We start from the raw sequence: 20147 nt of genomic DNA on the forward strand, positions 1-20147 counted from the left end.
TTGACCTTAAAAGGCCCCAAGACTCAATTTATTCCGTCGTGGCGTCGTCTTCGGCCACGGCCAAGCGTTCGTCTGCCTGGCCCCACCAGTACATGAGGCCCTCGACCCAGCCCTCGGGGCCCTCTGCGCTGGTGCGATATAAAAGCGGGTTAGCGGGGGCCACGGTCAAGCGATGACGCCCCTTGATGACCACCGCCTGGTTCACGGCCTCGAGCATTTCGATATCGTTGGGCCCATCGCCAAGACCCAGGCTGAGCGGTGCCCGCCCGCGCAGGGCGCTAAAGCGCTTGATCAGCCAGTTCACGGCACTGCCTTTGTCCGAGGCCGCGCCCATTACATGATGAAAACGCCCGCCCTGGGTCAGCGCCAGGCCATCGCTTTCAAGCGCTTGACGAAAGCCCTCCAACGCCTTGTCATCATCCTCCCAGATTAGCGGCTCGCTGCCTTCGCGCTGGCGTGCGGCGTTGGCGCGCGTCTCGTCCAGCCCGGTCAGTTCGATGAGCCGCTCAACGGACATCTCGCCCATACGGGTAAAGCGCACGCCCAAGCGCTCACGCCATACGTTTAGTCGCGCGCGAATGAAGCGGGCATCCACCCCGGTATGCTTGATGACGATGCCGTCCCTGGCGTCGCCCGGACGGTCCAGGCTTGGATGGCACCAGCCCGGCGGCAGGCCGATCACCGCGCCGTTTTCAGCGACAAAGGGGGTGGAAGTGAGCTTAAGGGCCTCGCGCAGCGGAATCAGCTCGGCGCGGGTCTTACTGGTCACGGGGATAACGGGCACCCCCAGCTCGCCTAGCCGGATGAGCGACGCCCTGGCCGGAGAAAAATCGTAGCTGTCATGGTCCAGCAAAGAGCCGTCCAGGTCCGTTACCAGCAATCGCGGTTCGAAGGCGGGGTCCAGCGCTCTGCTACCAGGCGCTTGGGCCGATCGTTGTGATGGGACGTGTTCCGGCATGGCGTACCTGCTCATGTTTTTAGGCCACCCGATCTTGACGAGCGGCGGTGTGAATCAGCCACCAAGCAGATTACGTGCCACACAGCGTATTTTCTTTACTTTCAAAAAGATAAAAAACGAGCGCTGCGATCGAAAGTTCCGAGCACCAGAACGGGGCAGACACTTTGCACCACATTGATGCAAATTAAACCCTGCATTCTGACTCTTTGCCTGTGGGTTATCACTGAAAAACAGGGAAACTTGAACAAGGCTTTAACAAAGTATAAAAAAACTTTCAAAAATGCTTGGCAGAAACGCCAAAATGTCTATACTCGAATTGTACCTGCTGGCGGCCTTGTACACCCCTCACCTGACGCCAGCAGAATACACCGAGCCAAGCCCTTAGTGACCCGCCCTCCCCCGGCGGGTCTTTTTTTGCCGGTAAATTACTCCACGTGGATGACGACCTCGACCCGGCGGTTTCTCGCGCGTCCATCCGCCGTAGTGTTGTCCTCGAGCGGGCGCGTCGCAGCGAGCCCCACCGCTCGCAACCGCGAGGCCTCTACGCCGGCTGCCTCAAGCGCTTCGACAATGGCGATGGCCCTGGCGCTGGAAAGCGCCCAGTTGGAGGAAAACTCCGGCGTATTGATCGATTGGCTATCCGAGTGGCCCTCGACCCATACCTCGCCATCAAAACGCTGAATGGTCGCCAGTAGGCTATCCACCAGAGAAGCGCCGCTTTCGGTGAGATCCGAGGTGGCCGAGGGAAACAGCAGCTGATCCTGCACGCGCAGGCTAATCCCTTCGGCGACACGCGCTACTTCGACCCCCTCTAAACTTGGCAGATAAAGCGAGTCGGCGACGCGCTCGTTTAAGCCTTCGGCGGCGCTCACCGCTCCTTCGATGGCCTCTTCGCTCAAGGCAATCGCGTTTACCGGTGGCTGATCGGTTAGAATCACCATGTAGTCGGCCAGGGCCGAGTTGCCCGTTAGACGCGTATCGTTGCCCTGGCGTGCCGTGGCCTGGGCGGTAAAGAGCGGCGTGGGAAGCAGCCACTCAAAAACCGGCGCAGGCTCGTCAATATCCAGCGCATCGACTTGAGCGCCAGGCGCTTGGCGGGCCAAAAGCGCAGGGGGTGTAAGGGCTTCTACCGGCACTTCCGCCGGCGACGCTATAGGCCTGCGAGGTAACGGCCCCACCACGCCAAGCGAGGCGCTAATGGCGGCGGGACTTAGCCCCCTCGCCGCCGGGGCGGGGGTACGCTCTAGCGTTTCCGGCAATGGCACGCGAAGCTCGGGCTGCTGAGTGTCCGGCGCGTCGCTGGTCGATAAATCCAGCGGATCGTCGTTTGACCAGCCAGGGCTTACATTCGCTGCGGCGATAATGATCACAAAAAGCGCGACGAGCAGCGTCATGATGTCGATATAGCTGATCATCCAGCCGCTGTTGCCATCGTCCGACGGGTACGCGGACAGCAACGAGTCATGGCGCGGACCTCCGCGGTGGTCTTCAAGCATAGGTGTCTCTACTCATTCAAGTTTTCTACCCGTTGGCCGATGGAATATAGACGTGGTCGACAAGTCTATCAAAAACACCTTTTGTGAAGAGAAGGAACTAGCCGGTGTATACCCGCCTTTTAGCTGGAACAACGCGTTTGGGAGGCGCGCTTGGCGTGGGACTGTTGAGTCTTACCCTGAGCGGCTGCTTTTACGCCAATACCTCGCAAGCGCCGATTGCGACGACCTATCCCTATTCCGAGCAACAGCGCATGCAGGCCGCTCACCATTGGGAAATACTCGCACGCCATGAAGCGGGCCAGATCCTTCAGCGCGAGCGCGTACGGTTTCGCGACCTACACATTCAAAACCCGGAGCCGGACGGCTATGTAGCTTACAGCGGTGGCGAGTTTGGCCGCGGTTTCCGCACCTTTTTGACCAGCGAGCTGGTCACCCGAGGCGCCAACGTGACGATGAACCCCACCGATAATAGCGCTGAGGTCGTTATTGATGTCGAGGTCGTCGAGCATCGCGATCGCGGCTTTATCCGCCCGCCGGTCGGCGCGTTCACCGCACTAACGGCGGGCATCGCCGTGGCTACGATTCCGATCAACCGTTGGAGCGAACCGGCGCTGGGGCTGATTCCGGCGGGGGTCGCGGCGGATATCACCAGCGGCAGCTGGACGCACACCGGCAACGAAGAGATCATTGTCACGACGCAGATCGTCGATGGCGAGCGCATCCTGTACTCCTCTTCGAATATCTACTACATCAATAAGGGTGATCGCCACCAATACGCGCCGCGCCGGGTATACCATACCCCTGTCGAGCCCTCTATCCCACTCACCAACACCTGGTAAGGCCATGCACGCAATGATTTCTTCACCGTTTGCCTTCATTACGCGCCGTCCCCCTTGGCGCCGGGCGCTTTTTGTCCTGAGCGTGCTGTTACTGAGCGGCTGCGCGGGCATCAACCAGCGACATGCCAACCCGCCCCCGCCGCCACCGGATCTGTCCGACCTGGCCCACGAGGCCGCGATGACCATGATCGCCAACAATCCGGACTTGACCCGGTATAGCCCGATGATCGCGGCTACTTTCGTCAGCATCGATAATCTGACTCAGTCGTCGACCTTTGGGCGGATCAGCTCGGAAATCATGGCCTCGGCCCTTGCCCAGCAGGGTATGCAGGTGCGCGAAGTCAAAATGCGCGACAGCATGTTCATCGAAGAGAGCGTCGGCGAGCTGATTCTTTCCCGCCAGGTTCAGCGGCTAAGCGCGCAGAACAACGCGCGCTCGATCTTGATGGGCACCTACGCCCAAGGGCAGGATTTTATCTACGTGAGTACCCGTGTGGTGCGGGCAGGCGACGCCATGGTACTGGGCAGCGCCGATTTCAAACTGCCGATCAACAACAACGTGCTCAGCCTGCTCGAGGGTCAAGGCGGCTGGTAACGCTAATGGCACGGCCATTAGCGCACCTTGCGCTTACGGCCGTGCTTGACGGGCGGCACGCTTTTGGTAAGCGCTAAAACTCCCCCACCAAAGCGCTAGCCAAAAAGCGTAAAACATGGCGCCGCTGTTGTGCGCTAAAAATGTTTGGGAAAGGCCGAAATCGATATACGCTACCGGCAGCAGCGTGCCGGCCACGGCCAGCGAGCGTACCTCTAAATTCGGATGGTTGAGCCCGGAGGCGAACATTTTAAGCGGAATGATGTAAAGCGCCAGCAGAACCAAAAGTCCCACCGCCCCGCGTTTGGCGGCGGCGTCGATAAAGTCGTTATGGGCGTGATCGAACGCGCTGGCCCCCATCGTAATCACGCCGCGCTCGCCCAATGCCGCCATCGCCTCGACGTACCCCTTCTCCCCCCAGCCAAACAGTGGCCGCTCGGCAATGAGCATGCTGGCGCCGCGCCACATCTCAAAGCGCAAACCTAAAGAGGTATCACGCTCGCCGCCGGAGATGTACTGCGCCACATCGTTAATACCGGCCTGTACGCGGTTTTGTACGCCGGTTTGTGGGATAGCGTACATGGCCAGCGCTAACAAGGCGGCACCGCCAAGTGCAGCCAGTTTCCAACGGCGCGCCGCTGCGCGCCCATAGCCCCGATAAAGTACAAAGCCAATAAAGGGCAGGCCAATCCACCCGCCGCGGCTACCCGAAAGCAGCGACCCCAACATGCCCAGAAGTGCGCCTGCCAGCAGTAGCGCCACCCAAAAGGGGCGCTTGCGTTGTACCGCCGCCCAGCCAAGCCCGGCCAGGCACAGCATACCCATGAGCATGCTCAGATTGCCAAACTGGATAACATGCAAAAACCCGCCAGCCCGGTCGACGTTTTCAACGAGCTTTTGCCAAATGGCCCAACTGCCGGCCCCTATCGCGCCCAGTGCCAACCCCACCCAGAGCGCGGTACGGCCAGGTGGGCTGCGCAGCAATAGCAGCAGCACGGGTACCGCTAACAAAAAGCGCAAGGGGCGGTCAAAGCCGGGCGCACCCAGCTCGAGTGCGGACATACCCCCCACCACCAAACCATAGGCTAAAAGCGCGGCGATCACGGCGTTATCACGGTGGGAAAGTTCGATCCGAGAGCCGTTGAAGAGCAGGCTTGCGCTTAACAACAGCAGCACCCCAGGGCCAAGCGAGTAACCCGATGGTGACACCAGGGTAAGCACGCCCATTAAAAACACCGTGACCGTGACCATTAAAGATAAAGATCGAATATCGCCCATCCAGCCCTTCCAGCACAAAGCAAAGCCGGTGATAGTAGCACACCTGATTTCAAGCTTATCCACGAGTGTTTGAAGACCAGCATAAAAAAGCCCCCGCCATTGGGCGGAGGCCGGATACAAAAGGTAACGCGTTTATCAGGCTAATTGAAACTCGGGCTCTATTGGTGCCGCGACACCTGCCGTGGCAATCTCGAGGACATCCTCCGGGCTCTGACTCGCTTGTAGGGCAGCCTCCGTTTCGTTACTGCTCTCCTCGGCGTAAAGCTCCTCGAAAGGCGTGCGCTCGCCCCGCTCGGGCAAGAGTAACGCGAGTGCAGGGTCGATACTGGCAAAGCCGTCCTCACCGAGTGCACTCATAACACCTATCATGCTGAGAATGCCTTCCAGGGTCAGTGCGCTTGCCACCGCGTCGAAATCAAGCTCCAGCCCTTCCAGGGATTTCAGCTCGAACTCTTCCAGACCGCGCTGCTCGATGAGTAACGCCGACGTACCGTCGAGGGCGATGCCATTGCGACCTATCGAAGCATCATCCCCGCCCGGAAACAGCGACAAATAGCCGTAATCGAATAGCTCCAAGCCTTGAGAAAGCGCGATGGCAGCCTGCTGGGAAGTCGCCGTCAACGCAGGGTCGACATTTTCGTTTGTCGGCCAAAGCGCCGACATCGTCTCAAGCTCCCCTGCCTCGTTGAGATAGTTGTTTTGGTTGTGGTAGTCGAGCAATAGCTCTGGTTGAAAAGCGTCCAGCACCGCGCGCACCGCCAGGGTTTCCGGCATCAAGGCGGGGTCGAGATCCTCCGTCGAATCCCAGGTACGGTTAAGGTCGATATCGGCGGCGTTGCGGCGTGGGTCCAACGTCGTTTCCGGGTCGCTTTCACCGGCTACTAGTTGCTCCCAGCGCTCGAAGCCGTCGGGATTGACACGTGGCATGACGGTCAGCGTTACCTGCTCACGCAGTGACTGAGCGGCCTCGCTATCGCCGCTTATCCATTCGAGCAGATGCATAGCGGCCTCGGTGCCGACCGGCTCGTCACCGTGCTGCTGGGTGACGATCATTAGTTTACGCGGGCCGTCCCCCACTGTAGCGCTGTAGAGTGGCCGGCCTTCCAGGGATTCGCCGGCCCGAACCAGGCTCAAGGTATCGTAGGTCTCATTCAGACTTTCAAGATCCTGGTAAAGCTGCTCGTTGGAACGAAACCCATCCTGCACGAGTACTTTTGCAGCGTCGTAATCTTCATCCGAAACATTCGCGGAGTAAAATTCTGCAATCGACGCGTAGGCCTTGAGCGCTTCCGCATCGGTATCTTCGGCTGCGTTCAACATGGCTGCAAGAAGCGTCTCGGGCGAATTACCGGCGCGTGCCTGCTCGGACCAGTAGGTGACCGCCTCGGCTTCCGCTTCGCGGGCAAAAAGACGTTGGTAAGCCTCGTTGACCCACCCGCTGTTATCGAGCTGAGCAAGCGTTTCGCGCTGGGTCGCAAACTCACTGGATAACACCATTTGCTGTAAAACCCCTTCAAGCCCCAGGGTTTGAGCGTCGAGCTCGCTGGACCAGTAATTCAAACCTGCTGGATCGGCGGCACGACCAAACATCGCTAGATAGTACGACTGCACTTGCTGCGTTGGCGTTAGCATAGGTAACTCCTGCCCTGATAACGCTCCCTGTCGCCTGCCCGTTCCAACCCCTCCCTTTCGTGTTTGTTGTGAAGAACACGTTATTATTTGACATCATGTTTGGGTTGGCGGGCCGACACTTATCTAGCTATATCTCAGCTATCGTTAAAAAGTCAATGAATCCGGGGCAAGCTCTTTACCGGTCGATGTTTCGGCTTCGTCCGTGTCTGGTGGCACGTATAAAAAAAGCGCGAGCCCATGGCCCGCGCTTTTGGTAAAACGGTCGAGAAACGCTTAGTGCGTTTTTTTCTCGGGAAGCTCTGCTTTCAAAGCGTTGGCGTAGGCTGTACGCGCTGTCTGTGCAATCGCCAACTGCTGATTCAAACGCTGGACCTCCTGGTCCGTTACGCGCAGGTTAACCAGCTGATTGCGCGCGTTTTCAGACAGATCAGCCATATTATACTCTTGACCATCGATGGTTACTTTTTGATCTTTTTCTTCAGCCACAAAATACTCCTTATCAAGCATTGAACCAAGCGCGGATTATTACAGCTACAGCAAGGAATGTCGAAGTTCATTATTCAAAGCGCGACATTCGCGGCTGCCGGATATGTCTCCAACGCCGCCACGAGCTCTTCGGTCTTCGCGCCATCGGGCAGAGCCTGTGAGGCGCGATTGGGATGACGTACTGCGAACTCTTTAAGCCGCTTGGCGGGCAACGCATGTTTTAGCTCTTTAACCCTAAAACCCCACGCCAATTGACGCTGGGTCGAGTGCGTATCAAGCTGCACCTCCCCCCACCCTACGACCCCATGGCCTTTCACATAAACCAGTACGCGGTCGTTGGCGCGGTAATGACCCGTCATGCTCAGCTCGCGCAGGTTGAACCTTCGGTCTTCGAGCCGCCAGTGAGCACGCGCCCATTCGAGCGGTACATTATGCCAGTAGTAGTTAATTTTCGATGGCAACGCGCTTTTCAAGCAAGCCAGGCAGTTCGCTTTCGCAGAGGTATAAAATGCAAGCCGCTCCTGCAGGGTTGCGATGTGCTCATCGACCTGGTGAAGGCGTATAAAGTTTTCACGCGCACGCAGGCTTAGTGCCCAGGTCGGGTATCGACGCCCTTCAATGACGATGCTTTTGGGTAATTCCGACATCCAGTTCCGCTCTTGTCGCCTGCAAATAGGCGCGCCATTCTACTTAATTACTAACAAAGGATAAAAGAATTTCGACTCAACACTATTGCATAAGCAAGGCGACCTACAGCCGAAAGCTTTTTACCATACTTAACTTATAGCGGTGGCCTTGAATGGCCAGCACTAAAAGATGCGCAGGGTTATGTCTACTCGTGTGTGCATGAGTGGACACCCTGGTTGGCAATTTTTCAGCTATCGAAATCGAAACCAATATCTTCATCGCCATCGTTGAAAAGCGAGTCTATGTCGTTTTCATTAAATTGCGTCTCAGCATTTTTCGAATGCATGCTGTTAAGGCGAGTAAGAACGGTAATTCTATGCTGAGAGAAAAGCTGAGCATAGGCAACGGGTAGCGCGTTCACTTGCCTTAAAGCTTCTATTTTTTGACTAGGCAGCGCATTCAATGCCGCTTCATCGACTCTAAAAAAGCCGTTCAACCCGGATAGGGTTTCACCGCTTTCCTGCTTTATTTCCAGTTTCCATGGCACTATCAACCCTAAACTGGAAAGCATGTCGACTGCCTTCTGGGTTACCTCTCTTTGCTTTTGCCACTTGGTCAAAAACTCCTTTACTCTATTGAGCTGTTCACCGAGCTGGCCCGAGTCATCAAAAAAGGGATTTCCCTGCTGGCTAGATTCATCGATTATTAAACCGCTATCTTCATCAATACAAAGTACGTGTCGATTTTGCTCACTATCGTACTTTGTCAAAAACGGATATGAGCGCAAAAGTGCGGGTTTATATCCAGCCAACCAGCGGCCATCGAGATGAACGAACAAATTCTGCTGATTGGCCAGTGAGCAGATAGCAACCAGCTCGTGGCGCCCATCTTCCAGCTTACGAAACCCTAAAGGCATGGTCGCTAATGCATGAGGAAGCTCTTGTGCTACGAGCGCAATCGCACGCTGATTAGAGACAAAATTAAAATCAGGCGTATTTAACCAGCGTTTACCCTGGAAGCCATTTAAGGAGAGCGGTACAAAATTAGACATACAACCTCATGATTGTCTCGTTATACAGAAATTCACTACACGCGAATATTCAGACAGATCAATAACCGGTGTGTTCATAAATAGTGGCTACAAATAAAAAACCCCCAGCCGAAGCTGGGGGCTTACAAGTCTTTTTAGCGGCTAAGTGTTATGCAAAGTTAGCTGCGTCAAATTCTTGTGTAGCACCGAAGTCCAGCACGCCCAACAGCTCTACGTTTAGATCATCGCTGTTTGAGGAGGAGTTCAGGTGGAACGCCTTGTACTGGCCAGCGCCGCTGCCGGTTGCTTCAACCATCAGGATGCTGTCGAAGCTATTACCTTCACCCAGGTCCTCGTAAGCGCTGTTGCTAGCAACATCGCTAGCGGTCAGCGAGCCCCAGGAAACGCCGCTGTCGTAGTTGAAGCTGTCGGTGACGGCAACGCTACGGTTGCTACCCAGATCACCACCAAAGTCAGCAGAACCGCCGAGGTAGCTGGTGAAGTCAAGGATGTCGTAGCCTTGGTCGAAGTTATCGTCGTCGTCTGAATCGCTACCAGAGACGAAGTTAACGATGCTGTTACGGCCGAAGGTATCTTCGAGCACGATAGTATCGTTGCTGTCTTCGCCAGTACCCAGAACGATGACATCATTGCCGCTACCGGCATTGATGGTGTTGTCGCTTTCAACGCTGCTGGAGATACCGTCTACTTCGCCTACAACGCTATCGTCGTCGTCGCCGTCTACGCCGTCAGTGGTGTAGATATCCTGAATGGAATCCAGGTCATCAGTTGCACCAGACTCATCAGCGGCAAGCTGCGGACGGCCACCGTTGTTGGATGCGCCGGATTCAAGCGGACCACGGAAGTCGATGGTCAGATCGCCCAGGTTTTCGCCGTCGATCAAAGAAACGATATCAAGAATGTTACCGTTACCATCGTTGGCAGCGATCAGGTGCTGAAGAACCGCGTCGTTGTTGACCGCGTCCTTGATAGCCTGATTGATCTGCAGCGAAGTGGTTGTAGAACCATTGTGCGCTACGTTAACCCAGGAAGAATCAAAGCCTTTGAAATCAACCCGTACTTGCAGTTTGAACGCGTCGAATACTTGCTCGGTACCATTGGCACCAGCAGACAGACCAGCGTTGCTGTTGGAGACGCCGGTGGGGTCATCGCCAGAAGCAGTGGAGTTGAACTCCCAACGCGTTGCGCCGTCTTCTTGCAGCAGACCGGAGTTGTCTGCGTAGATGACGTCGTTACCAGCGCCAGTGCTGATAGTTGCGTCGCCTGCACCCCAGGTACGAACAACGTCGTCGCCGTTACCGGTTACGATAGTAACCTGCTCAGCGCCAAAGTCCTGGTTCAGCTGCTGGTTAACGCTTTCAACCGCCATGCCGTTATCATCAACGATCATGGTTTCAACAACGTTGTTGCCATTACCAGCGTTGATGTTAAGAAGTGCATCTTCACGCTGAAGAACGCCTTCTTCCAGGATCAGAGAGATCTGGTCGTCACCACCAGCAGTCTGGTAGGTGTAGTTGACGTTATCAGCAGCTGGATCGTTTTGATCGTCCTGCAGATTCATGTCACGACCAATGACGTCGTCAGTGATGTAAGCATTCAGCTTCACTTCACCGTCGAAGTCCTGTCCATTGACTTTTTCAACGTCAACCAGACCAGTGGTGCTCTCAAGAGCTTCTGCCAGCGTTACTTCTGTAGAGGCAGCAAGTGCAGCAGCCTGTACCATCAGCTGCGGAATGTTGAATACATTCTGGTCGCTTTGCTGGCCTACGCGGAAATAGCCGTTACCGTTCAGGTTGATCTCTTTCAGCGCCTGGTTACCAGATGGAGACTGAGACTCGAGGCGAGTCAGCCATACGCCGTTTTGCGCGTCGACATTGAACTCTTCGATACCTTTATCGGTGTTGGACTCACCGGCCAGGTTGATAGAACCACCCTGAGAACCGTAACCAACGTTGTCCAGATCAAGGTTAGTGGAGATCAGGTCACGGACGGATTCCGGCGCTTCGGTAGACAGATCACCGTACAGAGTGAAACCGCCAGTTTCCTGGTCGCTGTAGGTGAACGAACCGTTGGAGATTTCACGGCCCTGAGAGTCGGTCAGGATAATGGTGTTACCTACCGCGCCCGGGATCGGTTGACCACCGTCGGTTGCGGTGAAGCTTGAACCGATTTCAGCGGTAAAACCGGCCAGATCGCTATCGCCAGCGATCGCATCGCGGATGGCAGAAAGCAGTTCCGGGTAGGTTTTGGCTTCGAAAATGCCGTCGGAGCGCAGTACGGTCGCTTCGCCGTCAACCTGGAAGCGGATACCGTCGATGGGCAGGTTGCCCAGCGGCTCGTCGGTGCCTGCAGCACGAATATCGAGCAGCTCGATGAACAGCTGAGAGTCAGCGCTACGCGACTCGGAAGTCAGCAGCGGGCTCAGGAACAGACCAGCGTACTCTTTCTCAGCGCCCAACTGGTTGGACATGTTGAAAGTGTAATCGGCAGAAGTCGTTACGACCTGACCGGCTTCGTCCCACTCGGCTTTGCCGATAGAAGTAACGGTTTGCTGCTGATTACGAACAGCCAAGGAAGGCAGTGCAATCTGAACCAGCTCACCATCGGTAGTGGTTTCGAAAGTACCGAAGATCTCTTCAGAGTTACCAACGGTGCTGGTATTGAAGGTAACGTCGATGGTATCGGTTTGCTCGGGCTGCGGCACCGGATTGATACCACCCAAGTCGTCGCTTACGCGTGCGTCGAATTCGGCGCGGTCTTCTTCAGAAGCTGCTGAAATGAACAGTTGCTGAAGCTCGCTGGCCGGTACGGATGCGCCGTCACCGTTTACCCAGTAATCCAGACCGTCGTCGTCAGCGTCGCGGCCGAACATGTTCTGGTAGATAGCTTCTACCAGTTCGGCGCGAGAGCGATCGCCGTACATTTCAACGTACTCGGCCTGATTGTCGTTGGCCAGGTTAGCGCGCAGTTCGAATTCGCTAACGTCCTGTTCCTGCCAGTAGTCAAGACCATCCTGATCGACTGAACGACCCAGGTAGGCCGTATAAAGCTGCTGAATTTCAGTGACTGACAAAGCCATTGATGTAACTCCTTATTTAGACGTCGAATCGACATTAGCCGCCACAATGCCTGTTGGCGATGGCGGCAGTGAGCGAGGCCTCGCTCCTGAGATCAGCTTGGTGATGGCACCAATTCCAATACTCATTCCTTGCGCCCGGGCTCAAGATCTGAACGAACTTAGTGTATCTCTCTACACCCGCACGTGTATATATGACCGCTATGTTTTACTCGTAGACCCTAAGGTAAGTCAATAGCATCAGCCAAGCAAACGTTCTGTTTGCTCCTCGTTTTGAAGCCAAGGCTTTGGTAGTTCCCTGTTTTGTTGGAACAAACACCAATAGACTGAAACTATTAGTCATTCAAGCTAAATTCAGCTTGCCATATATCATGTCATTTGCCAATAAAAAACAGTGTTTTGCTACAAATGGTGTATTAGTTTGAAAGCATCCATTCAAGGGTCTGCTGAAGTGAAAACCGGTCTAATTCGGGCGCCCACCGATCCAGGCGTTGCGTACAGGCTTTCAGCTCGGGAATTTCGTTCGACCGTACAAAATCCGGATTGACCGTTACTTCTATTTCGTGACCAGAGATGGATTGCAGCTCTTCGATCAAGTCGTTGAGCGAAACCGAACGGCCGGAACCGATATTGATAATATCGCCGCTATGGGCATCGGAAGGCCATTGGTATAACAAGCGCTTGTAAACCTTGCAAATATCCCGCACATCGCTGAAATCACGACTCACATGAATATTGCCAAGCTCAATCACTCTTTCGCGACGCTTGATATGATCAACTATTTTTGGCACTAAAAAATGGGGAGCTTGACCGCTGCCAGTATAATTAAAGGGGCGCGCTATGATCAGCGGTAATCGCTGAGCGTATGTTTTCGCCATGTGCTCCATGGCCAGCTTGGAATGAGCGTAATGGTTAACGGGGAGCGGCGTCACACTTTCATCAATGACCGCTTGGGCGTTTGCCCCGTAAACGTTGGCGCTACTGGCAATTAGCACCCGCGGTGGCAATGCTAGCTTGCAAAGAGACTTAAGCAAAGCTTCGGCGCCCAGTACGTTGACTCGGTAGAAGTCGAGCGGCGTCGGATGGCCCACAAAGGAGAGCGCCGCAAGATGGTATACCTCTTCTGGTGCCACCTGCCGGATAATGCCAGCCAGGCTGGCCTCATCATTGAGGTCGACGTGGTGCGTTTCATCCGCTCCGCAGGGCTGGCTCGCCAGGGCCACCACGCGGTGGCCCTGGCGCTTCAAATGGCCTATAAGGTAGCGGCCGGTAAAGCCGCTACCCCCGGTGACCAGGCATGTTTTCATGGTGGCTCCTTGGCTAAAAAAACGTTGCGCTATTAGGCGCCGGTGCCTTTCTCGACACGCACCAGGTCTGCCTCGACCATCATCTTGCAAAGCTTTTCAAGGCTGGTCGAGGGGGCCCAGCCCAGTTGCTGATTTGCTTTTTCAGGGTCGCCAATCAACAGTTCGACCTCTGCCGGACGGTAGAAACGCGGGTTGATCACTACCACCTTGTTACCGGTGGTGGTATCTACCGCAAACTCGTTTTCGCCCTCGCCTTCCCAGCGAAGCTCGATATCTACGGCCTTGAAAGCCAACGTCACGAAATCGCGTACCGTTTCGGTGCGGTTGGTGGCCAGCACATAGGTATCCGGCGTGTCGGCCTGGAGCATCCGCCACATGCCCTCTACGTACTCTTTTGCATACCCCCAGTCGCGCTTGGCATCCAGATTGCCAAGTTCCAAACGGGTTTGCTTGCCAAGCTTGATGCGTGCAACGCCGTCGGTGATTTTGCGAGTGACGAATTCGCGACCACGCAGCGGCGATTCGTGGTTGAACAAGATACCGCTGGTCGCGAACAGATCGTAAGATTCACGGTAGTTGATGGTCATCCAATGCGCGTAGAGCTTGGCAACACCGTAGGGGCTGCGGGGGTAGAACGGCGTTTGCTCGGTTTGCGGCACTTCTTGTACCTTACCGAACATTTCGGAGGTGGATGCCTGATAGAAGCGGATAGAGCTATCCACGATACGAATGGCTTCCAGCAAGTTAACGGCGCCGATACCGGTGATTTCAGCGGTGGTCACCGGCTGGTCAAAGGAGACACCTACAAAGCTTTGGGCGGCCAGGTTATACACCTCCCGCGGCTTGCACTGTTGCATCAGGCGGATGCTCGACGACAGGTCGGTCAAATCATACTCGACCAGGTGTAAATTGGGATGGTCCTGAATACCGAGTTCTTCGATACGCCAAAAGTTGACCGAGCTGGTGCGGCGGTAGGTGCCGAATACGGTATAGCCCTTTTCAAGCAGTAGCTCGGCTAGATAAGCGCCGTCCTGACCTGTTATCCCTGTCACGATCGCATTCATGACGCAGTTCCTTCTCTTCGAAAAATTAATAAATGGGCGCAAGGTCATTGCGCCCTTTCACAACTATTAATGCCTCACTCGGGGCAAGGCTATATGGGTGAGCCACCACTCGGTATCAATCGCCGTTTTTCGCCATAACATGAAGCTTTTGATCGACCAGTGCGGCACTGAAAAGGCCATAGTAGCGGCGGGCCAGGGTAGACCAGCGCCGCTCAAATAGCCATTGCTCGCGGGCTTTATGGTATTCGCCGCGCTGCTCTGCGGGTGCGTTCAATACCTGCGTAATCGCTTCGGCGATATCATCGCGCTCGAACCCCTCGCTTTGCCACACCACATCGGCTACCTCGTCAAAAATAGGCGCGGGCGTCGTCAGTACGGTAGGACAGGCGGCGACGGCGGTGCGTACCGCAGCGCTACTGGATTCCTGAGTGTACTGATAAGGCAGTACTACGACACTGCACTCCGCGAGACGCTGCTGCGCCTCTTCGAGTGCCAGGAAGTCGGTGTACCACTCGATATTGGCTGCTACCCCTAACCGCTCGGCGGTGCGCTGGCAGCGTGTCAACTCCTCCTGAGAGCTCGACTCGTCCCGCACCGAGGTGACGAGTCTAAGCGTTGCCGCCTCAAAAAGCGCGTGCTGCTTGCGCAGCACGGCGAAGGCTTCGATGAGCGTATTGACGCCTTTATGGGGAAGCAGAAAACCGAAGCACCCGATGATCGGCGCAGTCTCTTGGGCCTGAGCGATCGGCGGTTGAACGGCATCGTCGCTGACAACGCCCTGATGCATCTGAGTCACGTTGTCAGTGAGGCCAATGCGCTTTAAGTAGTTAAGGTCGTCCAGCGTATGCACGAAAACGCGATCGAACTCGGCCAGCGTGCATGCCACCATGCGGCGGCGTGCGCTATCGAAATCCACTACCGGTCGGGTCGTGTGAAGCGTGATATATACCCGTTTGCCTTGCTGGCGACACTGCTTCACCTCTTGTTGAAGCGCACGATCGAGCTCATAAAACGCGAAATGATGCTGCAGCCAGACAACGTTTCCGGTGGCGTTACTCAAAGAGGGACTGGCGCCTTTTTGCCAGCTCTCGCCGATAACGCCGGGTGATGCCGTGCGCTCAACCTGCGGTCGAGTTGCGGCGTGCACCTCGATTTCAACCGGCTCGCCTAGTGCGCGCACGCCTTCCAGCAAATGGTCGCTGTACTGCGCGATGCCACAGGGCTCATCCCAAGTGGAATACAGGCTAATCGAAAGCGCGGGCAGCGGCGCCTCGGGCAGCGCTTGCAGCCGGGCAAGCGATGCCAGCAGCGATGTCACGGCAGAAGGTGAAAAGAAACGCGCCTGGATAGCATCGTGTAGCCCACTCGCCGTTTGCATAGCACGCTCGCCGCCCTGGCGCAGCGCCTCGACCTGGCGCTGGATTTGCTCGACGGTACTGGTGACACCGGGTTCGACCCAAAGCGCCTGGCCGCTATTAAAGTGGGACTGGGCGTGATCGAAACAGTAATCCACCCGTCCGGCGTCGGCAGAGGAGACAAAATCGGTGTGGGCGCCGTAACCGGTGACCACCAGCGCCCGCGAGAACTCGCCGGCCTCTATGGCGGGCATGTTGAGCCCCTCTCCTCGTGTCGGTAGCACCACGATATCTGCTTGATGATAGAGCGCGGCCATCTGTTCGGCGGAGTAGTCTTCCATGATGACCGTGAGCCGGCGGCGATGGTGCTCGCTGACATACGCCTCGATCAAAGCGTCGGTTTGGTTGTGCGGGTTCGGGAAGGTCTTGAGCGTCAACATCAAATCGGCGTCTTGCTGGGCTAATTGCTCGAAAGCCTGCAGTAGTACATCGACGCCCTTGCGCGGAAACGCCGAGGAGACGTGCAAAAGATGAACGGGCTGGCCCTGGCTGACTCGTACAAGGTCACTCGCGCGGGCCTGGCAGGCGTGCGGATTAGCCACAAGCGGCAAAGCCACCACATGAATCGGAAGCCTGCAGCCACTATCCATGAGTACTTTTTTGACAAACCAGGCGGTAACGATCACCCCCTGGTAGTGCTGGTTGAGCGTGTCGACCATGTCCGCCGGCACCGACGACTCTTCCCAGAAGAACAGCGCAACGGCTTTGCCGTGGGCCGGCTCCGGTATGATAAGTGGGTAGCGATGATAAAGCGCCACACGCTGTTCGGGGGCCAGGTTTCGCCAGGCTGCGGGGTCGACCAGCGCGTTTAGTCGAGCGACCTCCTCTACGCCGCCGGGGGCTGTGCTTACCTGGGCCTCTGGCGAGCCTTCATGGGGCGCAAGCCAAAGCTCAGGCGGGCTAGCACTTTGCTGTAAGCGGCTCAATAGATGGCGGTTGACCGAGGCCAGGCTGTAGCTGCCATTGATATGCCCTTCCAGGCGTATACCTTGCACCGACTGGGTATCAAAGGGGGCGTCGCGCAGCGCCAGACTTTCCAAGCGCACTCGCGCCTGGACATCCGCGTCGAGGTTAGCGAAATCTTCGGCGTTAAACTGCCCTCTACGGCTAAAGAGGCTGTCGCTGGCGGCCATATGCTTCAATACACGCATCTTCAGCGCGGGGAAGCGGTTTAAAATCTTCAGTGCCAAACGCTTTAACCAAGGGATCTGCGCCATTTTACGTAGCAGCTTGCCTTGAGCAATGGAGGAATGGCGGTGAAAGTGCATGACGCCACGCAGTGGCTTGGTGATACGCCAAGAGCGACTACTGTAAATGCCATTGACTTCTTGAAGTAGCTGCTCGGCTTTTTGCTGATAGTAGTCACGCTCTTGAAGAGCTTTTTGACATTTATTCTCAGCAGTCACTAACGTTTCTTCTGCCATTACGAGCTGATGATTAGCGTCAACCAACTGATCGGTCTGTTGCTCGATTTTATCTGCCAGCGTTTCGAGACTGCCCTGCTGGGCCTCGGCCAGCTTATCCAGGTATTCGAACCAGGGGGCGCTGGCGTCATCGGCGCCTTTATGGGCGACCAGCGCGTAGTCCGGATACGCCGAGACGACCCAGTCCAGGTAGTCACGAACGGCTGCATCGCTCTTTGGCGGTTTGGGGCCGTTCAAACGCAGGATAGTAGCCTTGGTATAGCCTGCATCGGTGGCCACGAAATGTAGCAGTGGTGGCGGCAGCGGGTGCAGGTGGGTCGGGTCCAGGTAAAAGCTCCAAAGCCCTACGGTCAAATTTTCCGGGTTGGGCGTCTCTAGAATCAAAACGCCGCCGGGAACCAGCGCGCGTTTTGCCTCTTGGATCAGCTCCACCAGGCTATCGAACGGAATATGCTCGGCGATATGAAACCCGGTAACGGCCGCCAGGGTGTCACTTTCGGTTTGCTTGAGTGCGACCAGGGCGTCGCTAACCTCAACCTCGAGACCGCTTTCATTGCAGGCTTTCGCCATGCTTTCGTTGGTATCGATCCCCTTGGCCGGCCAGCCATTTTCGCGCATTAACTCGAGCCACTCTCCACGCCCGGAGCCCAGATCTACTGCTGTCGCCTCGGAATAACGTGCCATGATCGGCTCGAGCAGCGGCACATAAACCTTCAGGCGCTCCTTGATGGCGTCCTTTTCACCGCGAAAATGGTTGGTAAAACGGGTATAAAAATCCATTACGTCGACTCGTTGAATTCTGAACGGGGTACGGCCTCTCGCTCACAGTCAATAACGGGCATTATCCAACTGCTGCCCAAAAAGAAGTCTTTTTCCATATTCACCATTTGGAAGACCAGCGCGTGGTCTATCCACTGGTAATTGCGCGTTAGATGGGTATCACTGCTGTGAAGTGAAAGCGAAACGGAGTAGCTGCCAGGCCCCAGGTTAGCGTTAAAGCGCATACGATAGGTCAGCTTCTCGCCGGCGATCAGTTGCTGCTCTATTTGGTGAGTGTGCCAGGTGTTCGTTCCAAACACATCCTGGCCTACCCGATCCTTTATCTTGTACCCAATCACCAGCACCGGTAGGTTGGCATGAACGGCGACCGTCACTCTGAGCTCTACCGGCTGACCTACGTCCACTACGTCGAGCGCTTGGCCCTTTTCTGCGTGCAGGCTGATCTGCGCGATACTGGCCTCACCAGTGCCTGACTGGGTTTGAATCTGGCCGCTGTCCAGAGGCTTGATCTCGACCTTGGCGTTCTCTTTTTGCGCAATCAGGGCGTTGTAGTAATCCATGATGTCTTGCGGCAGACCATCCTGAAGCACTTTGCCTTGCTCCAACAAAATGGCGCGATCACAAAGGCTTTGTATGGCCGCCTTGTCGTGCGAAACGATCAAAAGCGAAGTGCCCTGACGCTGGAACTCGCGGATGCGATCAAAGCTTTTATGCTGGAAGTAGGCATCGCCCACCGAGAGCGCCTCATCGACAATCAGAATTTCCGGACGAAACGCGGTGGCTACCGAAAAAGCGACGCGCATCTGCATACCGCTGGAGTAAACGCGCATGGGTTTATCGAAGTAGTCGCCAATTTCAGCAAAGGCTTCGATATCGTCCATCGCCGCGCTGATTTGTGCATGGGTAAAGCCCATCAGACCCGCCGAGTGCAGCACATTCTGGCGCCCACTTAGCTCGCCGTTGAAGCCCATACCAAGCTCCAGTATCGCCGCTATTCGACCGTGGGTTCGAATGTAGCCTTCCGTGGGCCGTAAAGTGCCAGTGATCATCTTTAACAGCGTGCTCTTGCCCGCGCCGTTTTGGCCGACGATACCGACCGCCTCGCCCGGCGCGATATCGAAGTTGATATCGCGCAGAATCCAGGTCTCATCCTGAGGCTTGATGGACGTAAACCAACTGGCCACGCGCGTAAGCTCGTTACGGTAGCGGCGATAGGCCTTACCCAGATCGCGCACTTCCAGTAACGCTTGCGCGCTGGCGGATGTATTAGTAGCTGAAACGTTTCTGGTCGAGTGATTCATAGCGCATCCACCATTTCCGGGCTCGCCTTGCGAAACAGTAGCGCACTGACCAGTACCAGCCCTGCTCCCAGAAGCGTTAGTGCCGCGAGCACCATAATAGAAGGCGGCTGACCGTAGGCCAGTACATCGTGGTAGGCGCCAATCAGGTGGAAAAGCGGATTGAAGGCGATCAAAGATTGCAGCGATTCAGGTACGATTTCGGCGGGATACACGACCGGGGTAAACCAGAACAAAAACTGTAACACGATAGGCATAAGCTGGCCGATATCGCGAATGAAGACGTTCAAAACCCCGAGTATCAGGCCAAGCCCCAGCGCCAATAAAACGGTGATACCGGTAAGCACGAGCACCCAAGGCAGCGTGGCTGGAGTAAAGTGGCCCAGCAAGGCAAACACGACCAGGATCACCAAAAAGAGCGCGAGGTTGTTGATTAGGCAGGAGCCGGTAATGATCACGGGTAAAGCGATTTTTGGAAACACCAGCTTTTTCATTAAGTTGGCGTTCTCGATAAAGACCCCGAGACAGCGGTTGAGTATTTCGCTAAAAAGGCTCCACCCTAGCATACCGGCCGTCAGGTAAATGGCGTAGGCATACTGGCTTTCAATACCGGGAAGCTTTGCCGAGAGTACCGCGGACAGTACCAATGCATAGATCAGTACCATCGAGAGAGGATGTATGATCATCCAGGCACCGCCAATACGGCTGCGGGCAAAACGCGTTACCAGCTCGTGGCGTATGGAGGTGGCGATGAACTGGCGATAACGCCAGGCCCCTTTAAGGGATGTTAGCATTCCGTTACCTTTTTCCCGTGCTGAATAGGG

15 protein-coding genes are annotated in these 20147 nt (G+C 55.8%); 2 read left to right on the top strand and 13 right to left on the bottom strand.

The window, feature by feature from the left end; translation table 11 throughout:
- Positions 1–28: 28 nt before the first annotated feature.
- Both ACWHRL_RS11420 and ACWHRL_RS11425 read right to left on the bottom strand, forming a co-directional pair.
- Positions 29–958, bottom strand: coding sequence for an HAD-IIB family hydrolase (locus tag ACWHRL_RS11420; RefSeq protein ID WP_447896169.1), 930 nt, complete (start codon positions 956–958; stop codon positions 29–31).
- Positions 959–1383: 425 nt separating this feature from the next.
- Positions 1384–2454 (bottom strand): OmpA family protein, encoded by a 1071-nt coding sequence (locus tag ACWHRL_RS11425; RefSeq protein ID WP_447893759.1) that lies wholly within the window; start codon positions 2452–2454, stop codon positions 1384–1386.
- Positions 2455–2558: 104 nt separating this feature from the next.
- Between ACWHRL_RS11425 and ACWHRL_RS11430 the strand changes: the two genes are divergently transcribed.
- Both ACWHRL_RS11430 and ACWHRL_RS11435 read left to right on the top strand, forming a co-directional pair.
- Positions 2559–3293, top strand: coding sequence for a hypothetical protein (locus tag ACWHRL_RS11430; RefSeq protein WP_447893760.1), 735 nt, complete (start codon positions 2559–2561; stop codon positions 3291–3293).
- Positions 3294–3297: 4 nt separating this feature from the next.
- Entirely contained in the window at positions 3298–3888 is a 591-nt protein-coding gene (locus tag ACWHRL_RS11435; protein ID WP_447893761.1) for a FlgO family outer membrane protein, read from the top strand.
- A gap of 33 nt (positions 3889–3921) precedes the next feature.
- Here the strand turns inward: ACWHRL_RS11435 and ACWHRL_RS11440 are convergent, their stop codons facing one another.
- From ACWHRL_RS11440 to ACWHRL_RS11490, 11 genes are all read right to left on the bottom strand, one after another.
- Positions 3922–5163: an O-antigen ligase family protein gene (locus ACWHRL_RS11440; RefSeq protein ID WP_447529248.1), complete on the bottom strand. Its 1242-nt coding sequence runs from the start codon at positions 5161–5163 to the stop codon at positions 3922–3924.
- A gap of 135 nt (positions 5164–5298) precedes the next feature.
- The gene (locus ACWHRL_RS11445; protein WP_447529249.1) at positions 5299–6795 is read right to left on the bottom strand and encodes a M14 family zinc carboxypeptidase; all 1497 of its coding nucleotides are present in this window, start codon (positions 6793–6795) and stop codon (positions 5299–5301) included.
- A gap of 273 nt (positions 6796–7068) precedes the next feature.
- Positions 7069–7281, bottom strand: coding sequence for a DUF6447 family protein (locus ACWHRL_RS11450; RefSeq protein ID WP_447529250.1), 213 nt, complete (start codon positions 7279–7281; stop codon positions 7069–7071).
- Positions 7282–7355: 74 nt separating this feature from the next.
- Positions 7356–7928: a hypothetical protein gene (locus ACWHRL_RS11455; RefSeq protein ID WP_447529251.1), complete on the bottom strand. Its 573-nt coding sequence runs from the start codon at positions 7926–7928 to the stop codon at positions 7356–7358.
- Between the two features lie 227 nt (positions 7929–8155).
- Positions 8156–8959, bottom strand: a complete 804-nt coding sequence (locus tag ACWHRL_RS11460; protein WP_447893762.1) for a SapC family protein — start codon at positions 8957–8959, stop codon at positions 8156–8158.
- 148 nt (positions 8960–9107) lie between these two features.
- On the bottom strand, positions 9108–12038 hold the full coding sequence (locus ACWHRL_RS11465) for a DUF4214 domain-containing protein (protein ID WP_447893763.1): 2931 nt from the start codon (positions 12036–12038) through the stop codon (positions 9108–9110).
- Positions 12039–12451: 413 nt separating this feature from the next.
- On the bottom strand, positions 12452–13342 hold the full coding sequence (locus ACWHRL_RS11470; RefSeq protein ID WP_447893764.1) for an NAD-dependent epimerase/dehydratase family protein: 891 nt from the start codon (positions 13340–13342) through the stop codon (positions 12452–12454).
- Between the two features lie 32 nt (positions 13343–13374).
- Entirely contained in the window at positions 13375–14406 is a 1032-nt protein-coding gene (gene gmd, locus ACWHRL_RS11475) for a GDP-mannose 4,6-dehydratase (RefSeq protein ID WP_447529255.1), read from the bottom strand.
- A gap of 115 nt (positions 14407–14521) precedes the next feature.
- Positions 14522–18025 carry a glycosyltransferase gene (locus ACWHRL_RS11480; protein ID WP_447893765.1) on the bottom strand — a complete coding sequence of 1168 codons (3504 nt, stop codon included), beginning with the start codon at positions 18023–18025 and terminating at the stop codon, positions 14522–14524.
- Positions 18025–19326, bottom strand: a complete 1302-nt coding sequence (locus ACWHRL_RS11485) for an ABC transporter ATP-binding protein (protein WP_447893766.1) — start codon at positions 19324–19326, stop codon at positions 18025–18027. The genes ACWHRL_RS11480 and ACWHRL_RS11485 overlap by 1 nt, the downstream gene beginning before the upstream one ends.
- Positions 19323–20117 carry an ABC transporter permease gene (locus tag ACWHRL_RS11490; RefSeq protein ID WP_447893767.1) on the bottom strand — a complete coding sequence of 265 codons (795 nt, stop codon included), beginning with the start codon at positions 20115–20117 and terminating at the stop codon, positions 19323–19325. Before ACWHRL_RS11490 ends, ACWHRL_RS11485 begins: the two co-directional genes overlap by 4 nt.
- Positions 20118–20147: the final 30 nt, after the last annotated feature.

This window comes from Vreelandella sp. GE22 (genome assembly GCF_968212445.1).

Coding starts and splice junctions, on each gene's coding strand:
- ACWHRL_RS11420 (WP_447896169.1), bottom strand. CDS start 958: ATGCCGGAACACGTCCCATCACAACGATCGGCCCAAGCGCCTGGTAGC.
- ACWHRL_RS11425 (WP_447893759.1), bottom strand. CDS start 2,454: ATGCTTGAAGACCACCGCGGAGGTCCGCGCCATGACTCGTTGCTGTCC.
- ACWHRL_RS11435 (WP_447893761.1), top strand. CDS start 3,298: ATGCACGCAATGATTTCTTCACCGTTTGCCTTCATTACGCGCCGTCCC.
- ACWHRL_RS11440 (WP_447529248.1), bottom strand. CDS start 5,163: ATGGGCGATATTCGATCTTTATCTTTAATGGTCACGGTCACGGTGTTT.
- ACWHRL_RS11445 (WP_447529249.1), bottom strand. CDS start 6,795: ATGCTAACGCCAACGCAGCAAGTGCAGTCGTACTATCTAGCGATGTTT.
- ACWHRL_RS11455 (WP_447529251.1), bottom strand. CDS start 7,928: ATGTCGGAATTACCCAAAAGCATCGTCATTGAAGGGCGTCGATACCCG.
- ACWHRL_RS11460 (WP_447893762.1), bottom strand. CDS start 8,959: ATGTCTAATTTTGTACCGCTCTCCTTAAATGGCTTCCAGGGTAAACGC.
- ACWHRL_RS11465 (WP_447893763.1), bottom strand. CDS start 12,038: ATGGCTTTGTCAGTCACTGAAATTCAGCAGCTTTATACGGCCTACCTG.
- ACWHRL_RS11470 (WP_447893764.1), bottom strand. CDS start 13,342: ATGAAAACATGCCTGGTCACCGGGGGTAGCGGCTTTACCGGCCGCTAC.
- gmd (WP_447529255.1), bottom strand. CDS start 14,406: ATGAATGCGATCGTGACAGGGATAACAGGTCAGGACGGCGCTTATCTA.
- ACWHRL_RS11480 (WP_447893765.1), bottom strand. CDS start 18,025: ATGGATTTTTATACCCGTTTTACCAACCATTTTCGCGGTGAAAAGGAC.
- ACWHRL_RS11485 (WP_447893766.1), bottom strand. CDS start 19,326: ATGAATCACTCGACCAGAAACGTTTCAGCTACTAATACATCCGCCAGC.
- ACWHRL_RS11490 (WP_447893767.1), bottom strand. CDS start 20,117: ATGCTAACATCCCTTAAAGGGGCCTGGCGTTATCGCCAGTTCATCGCC.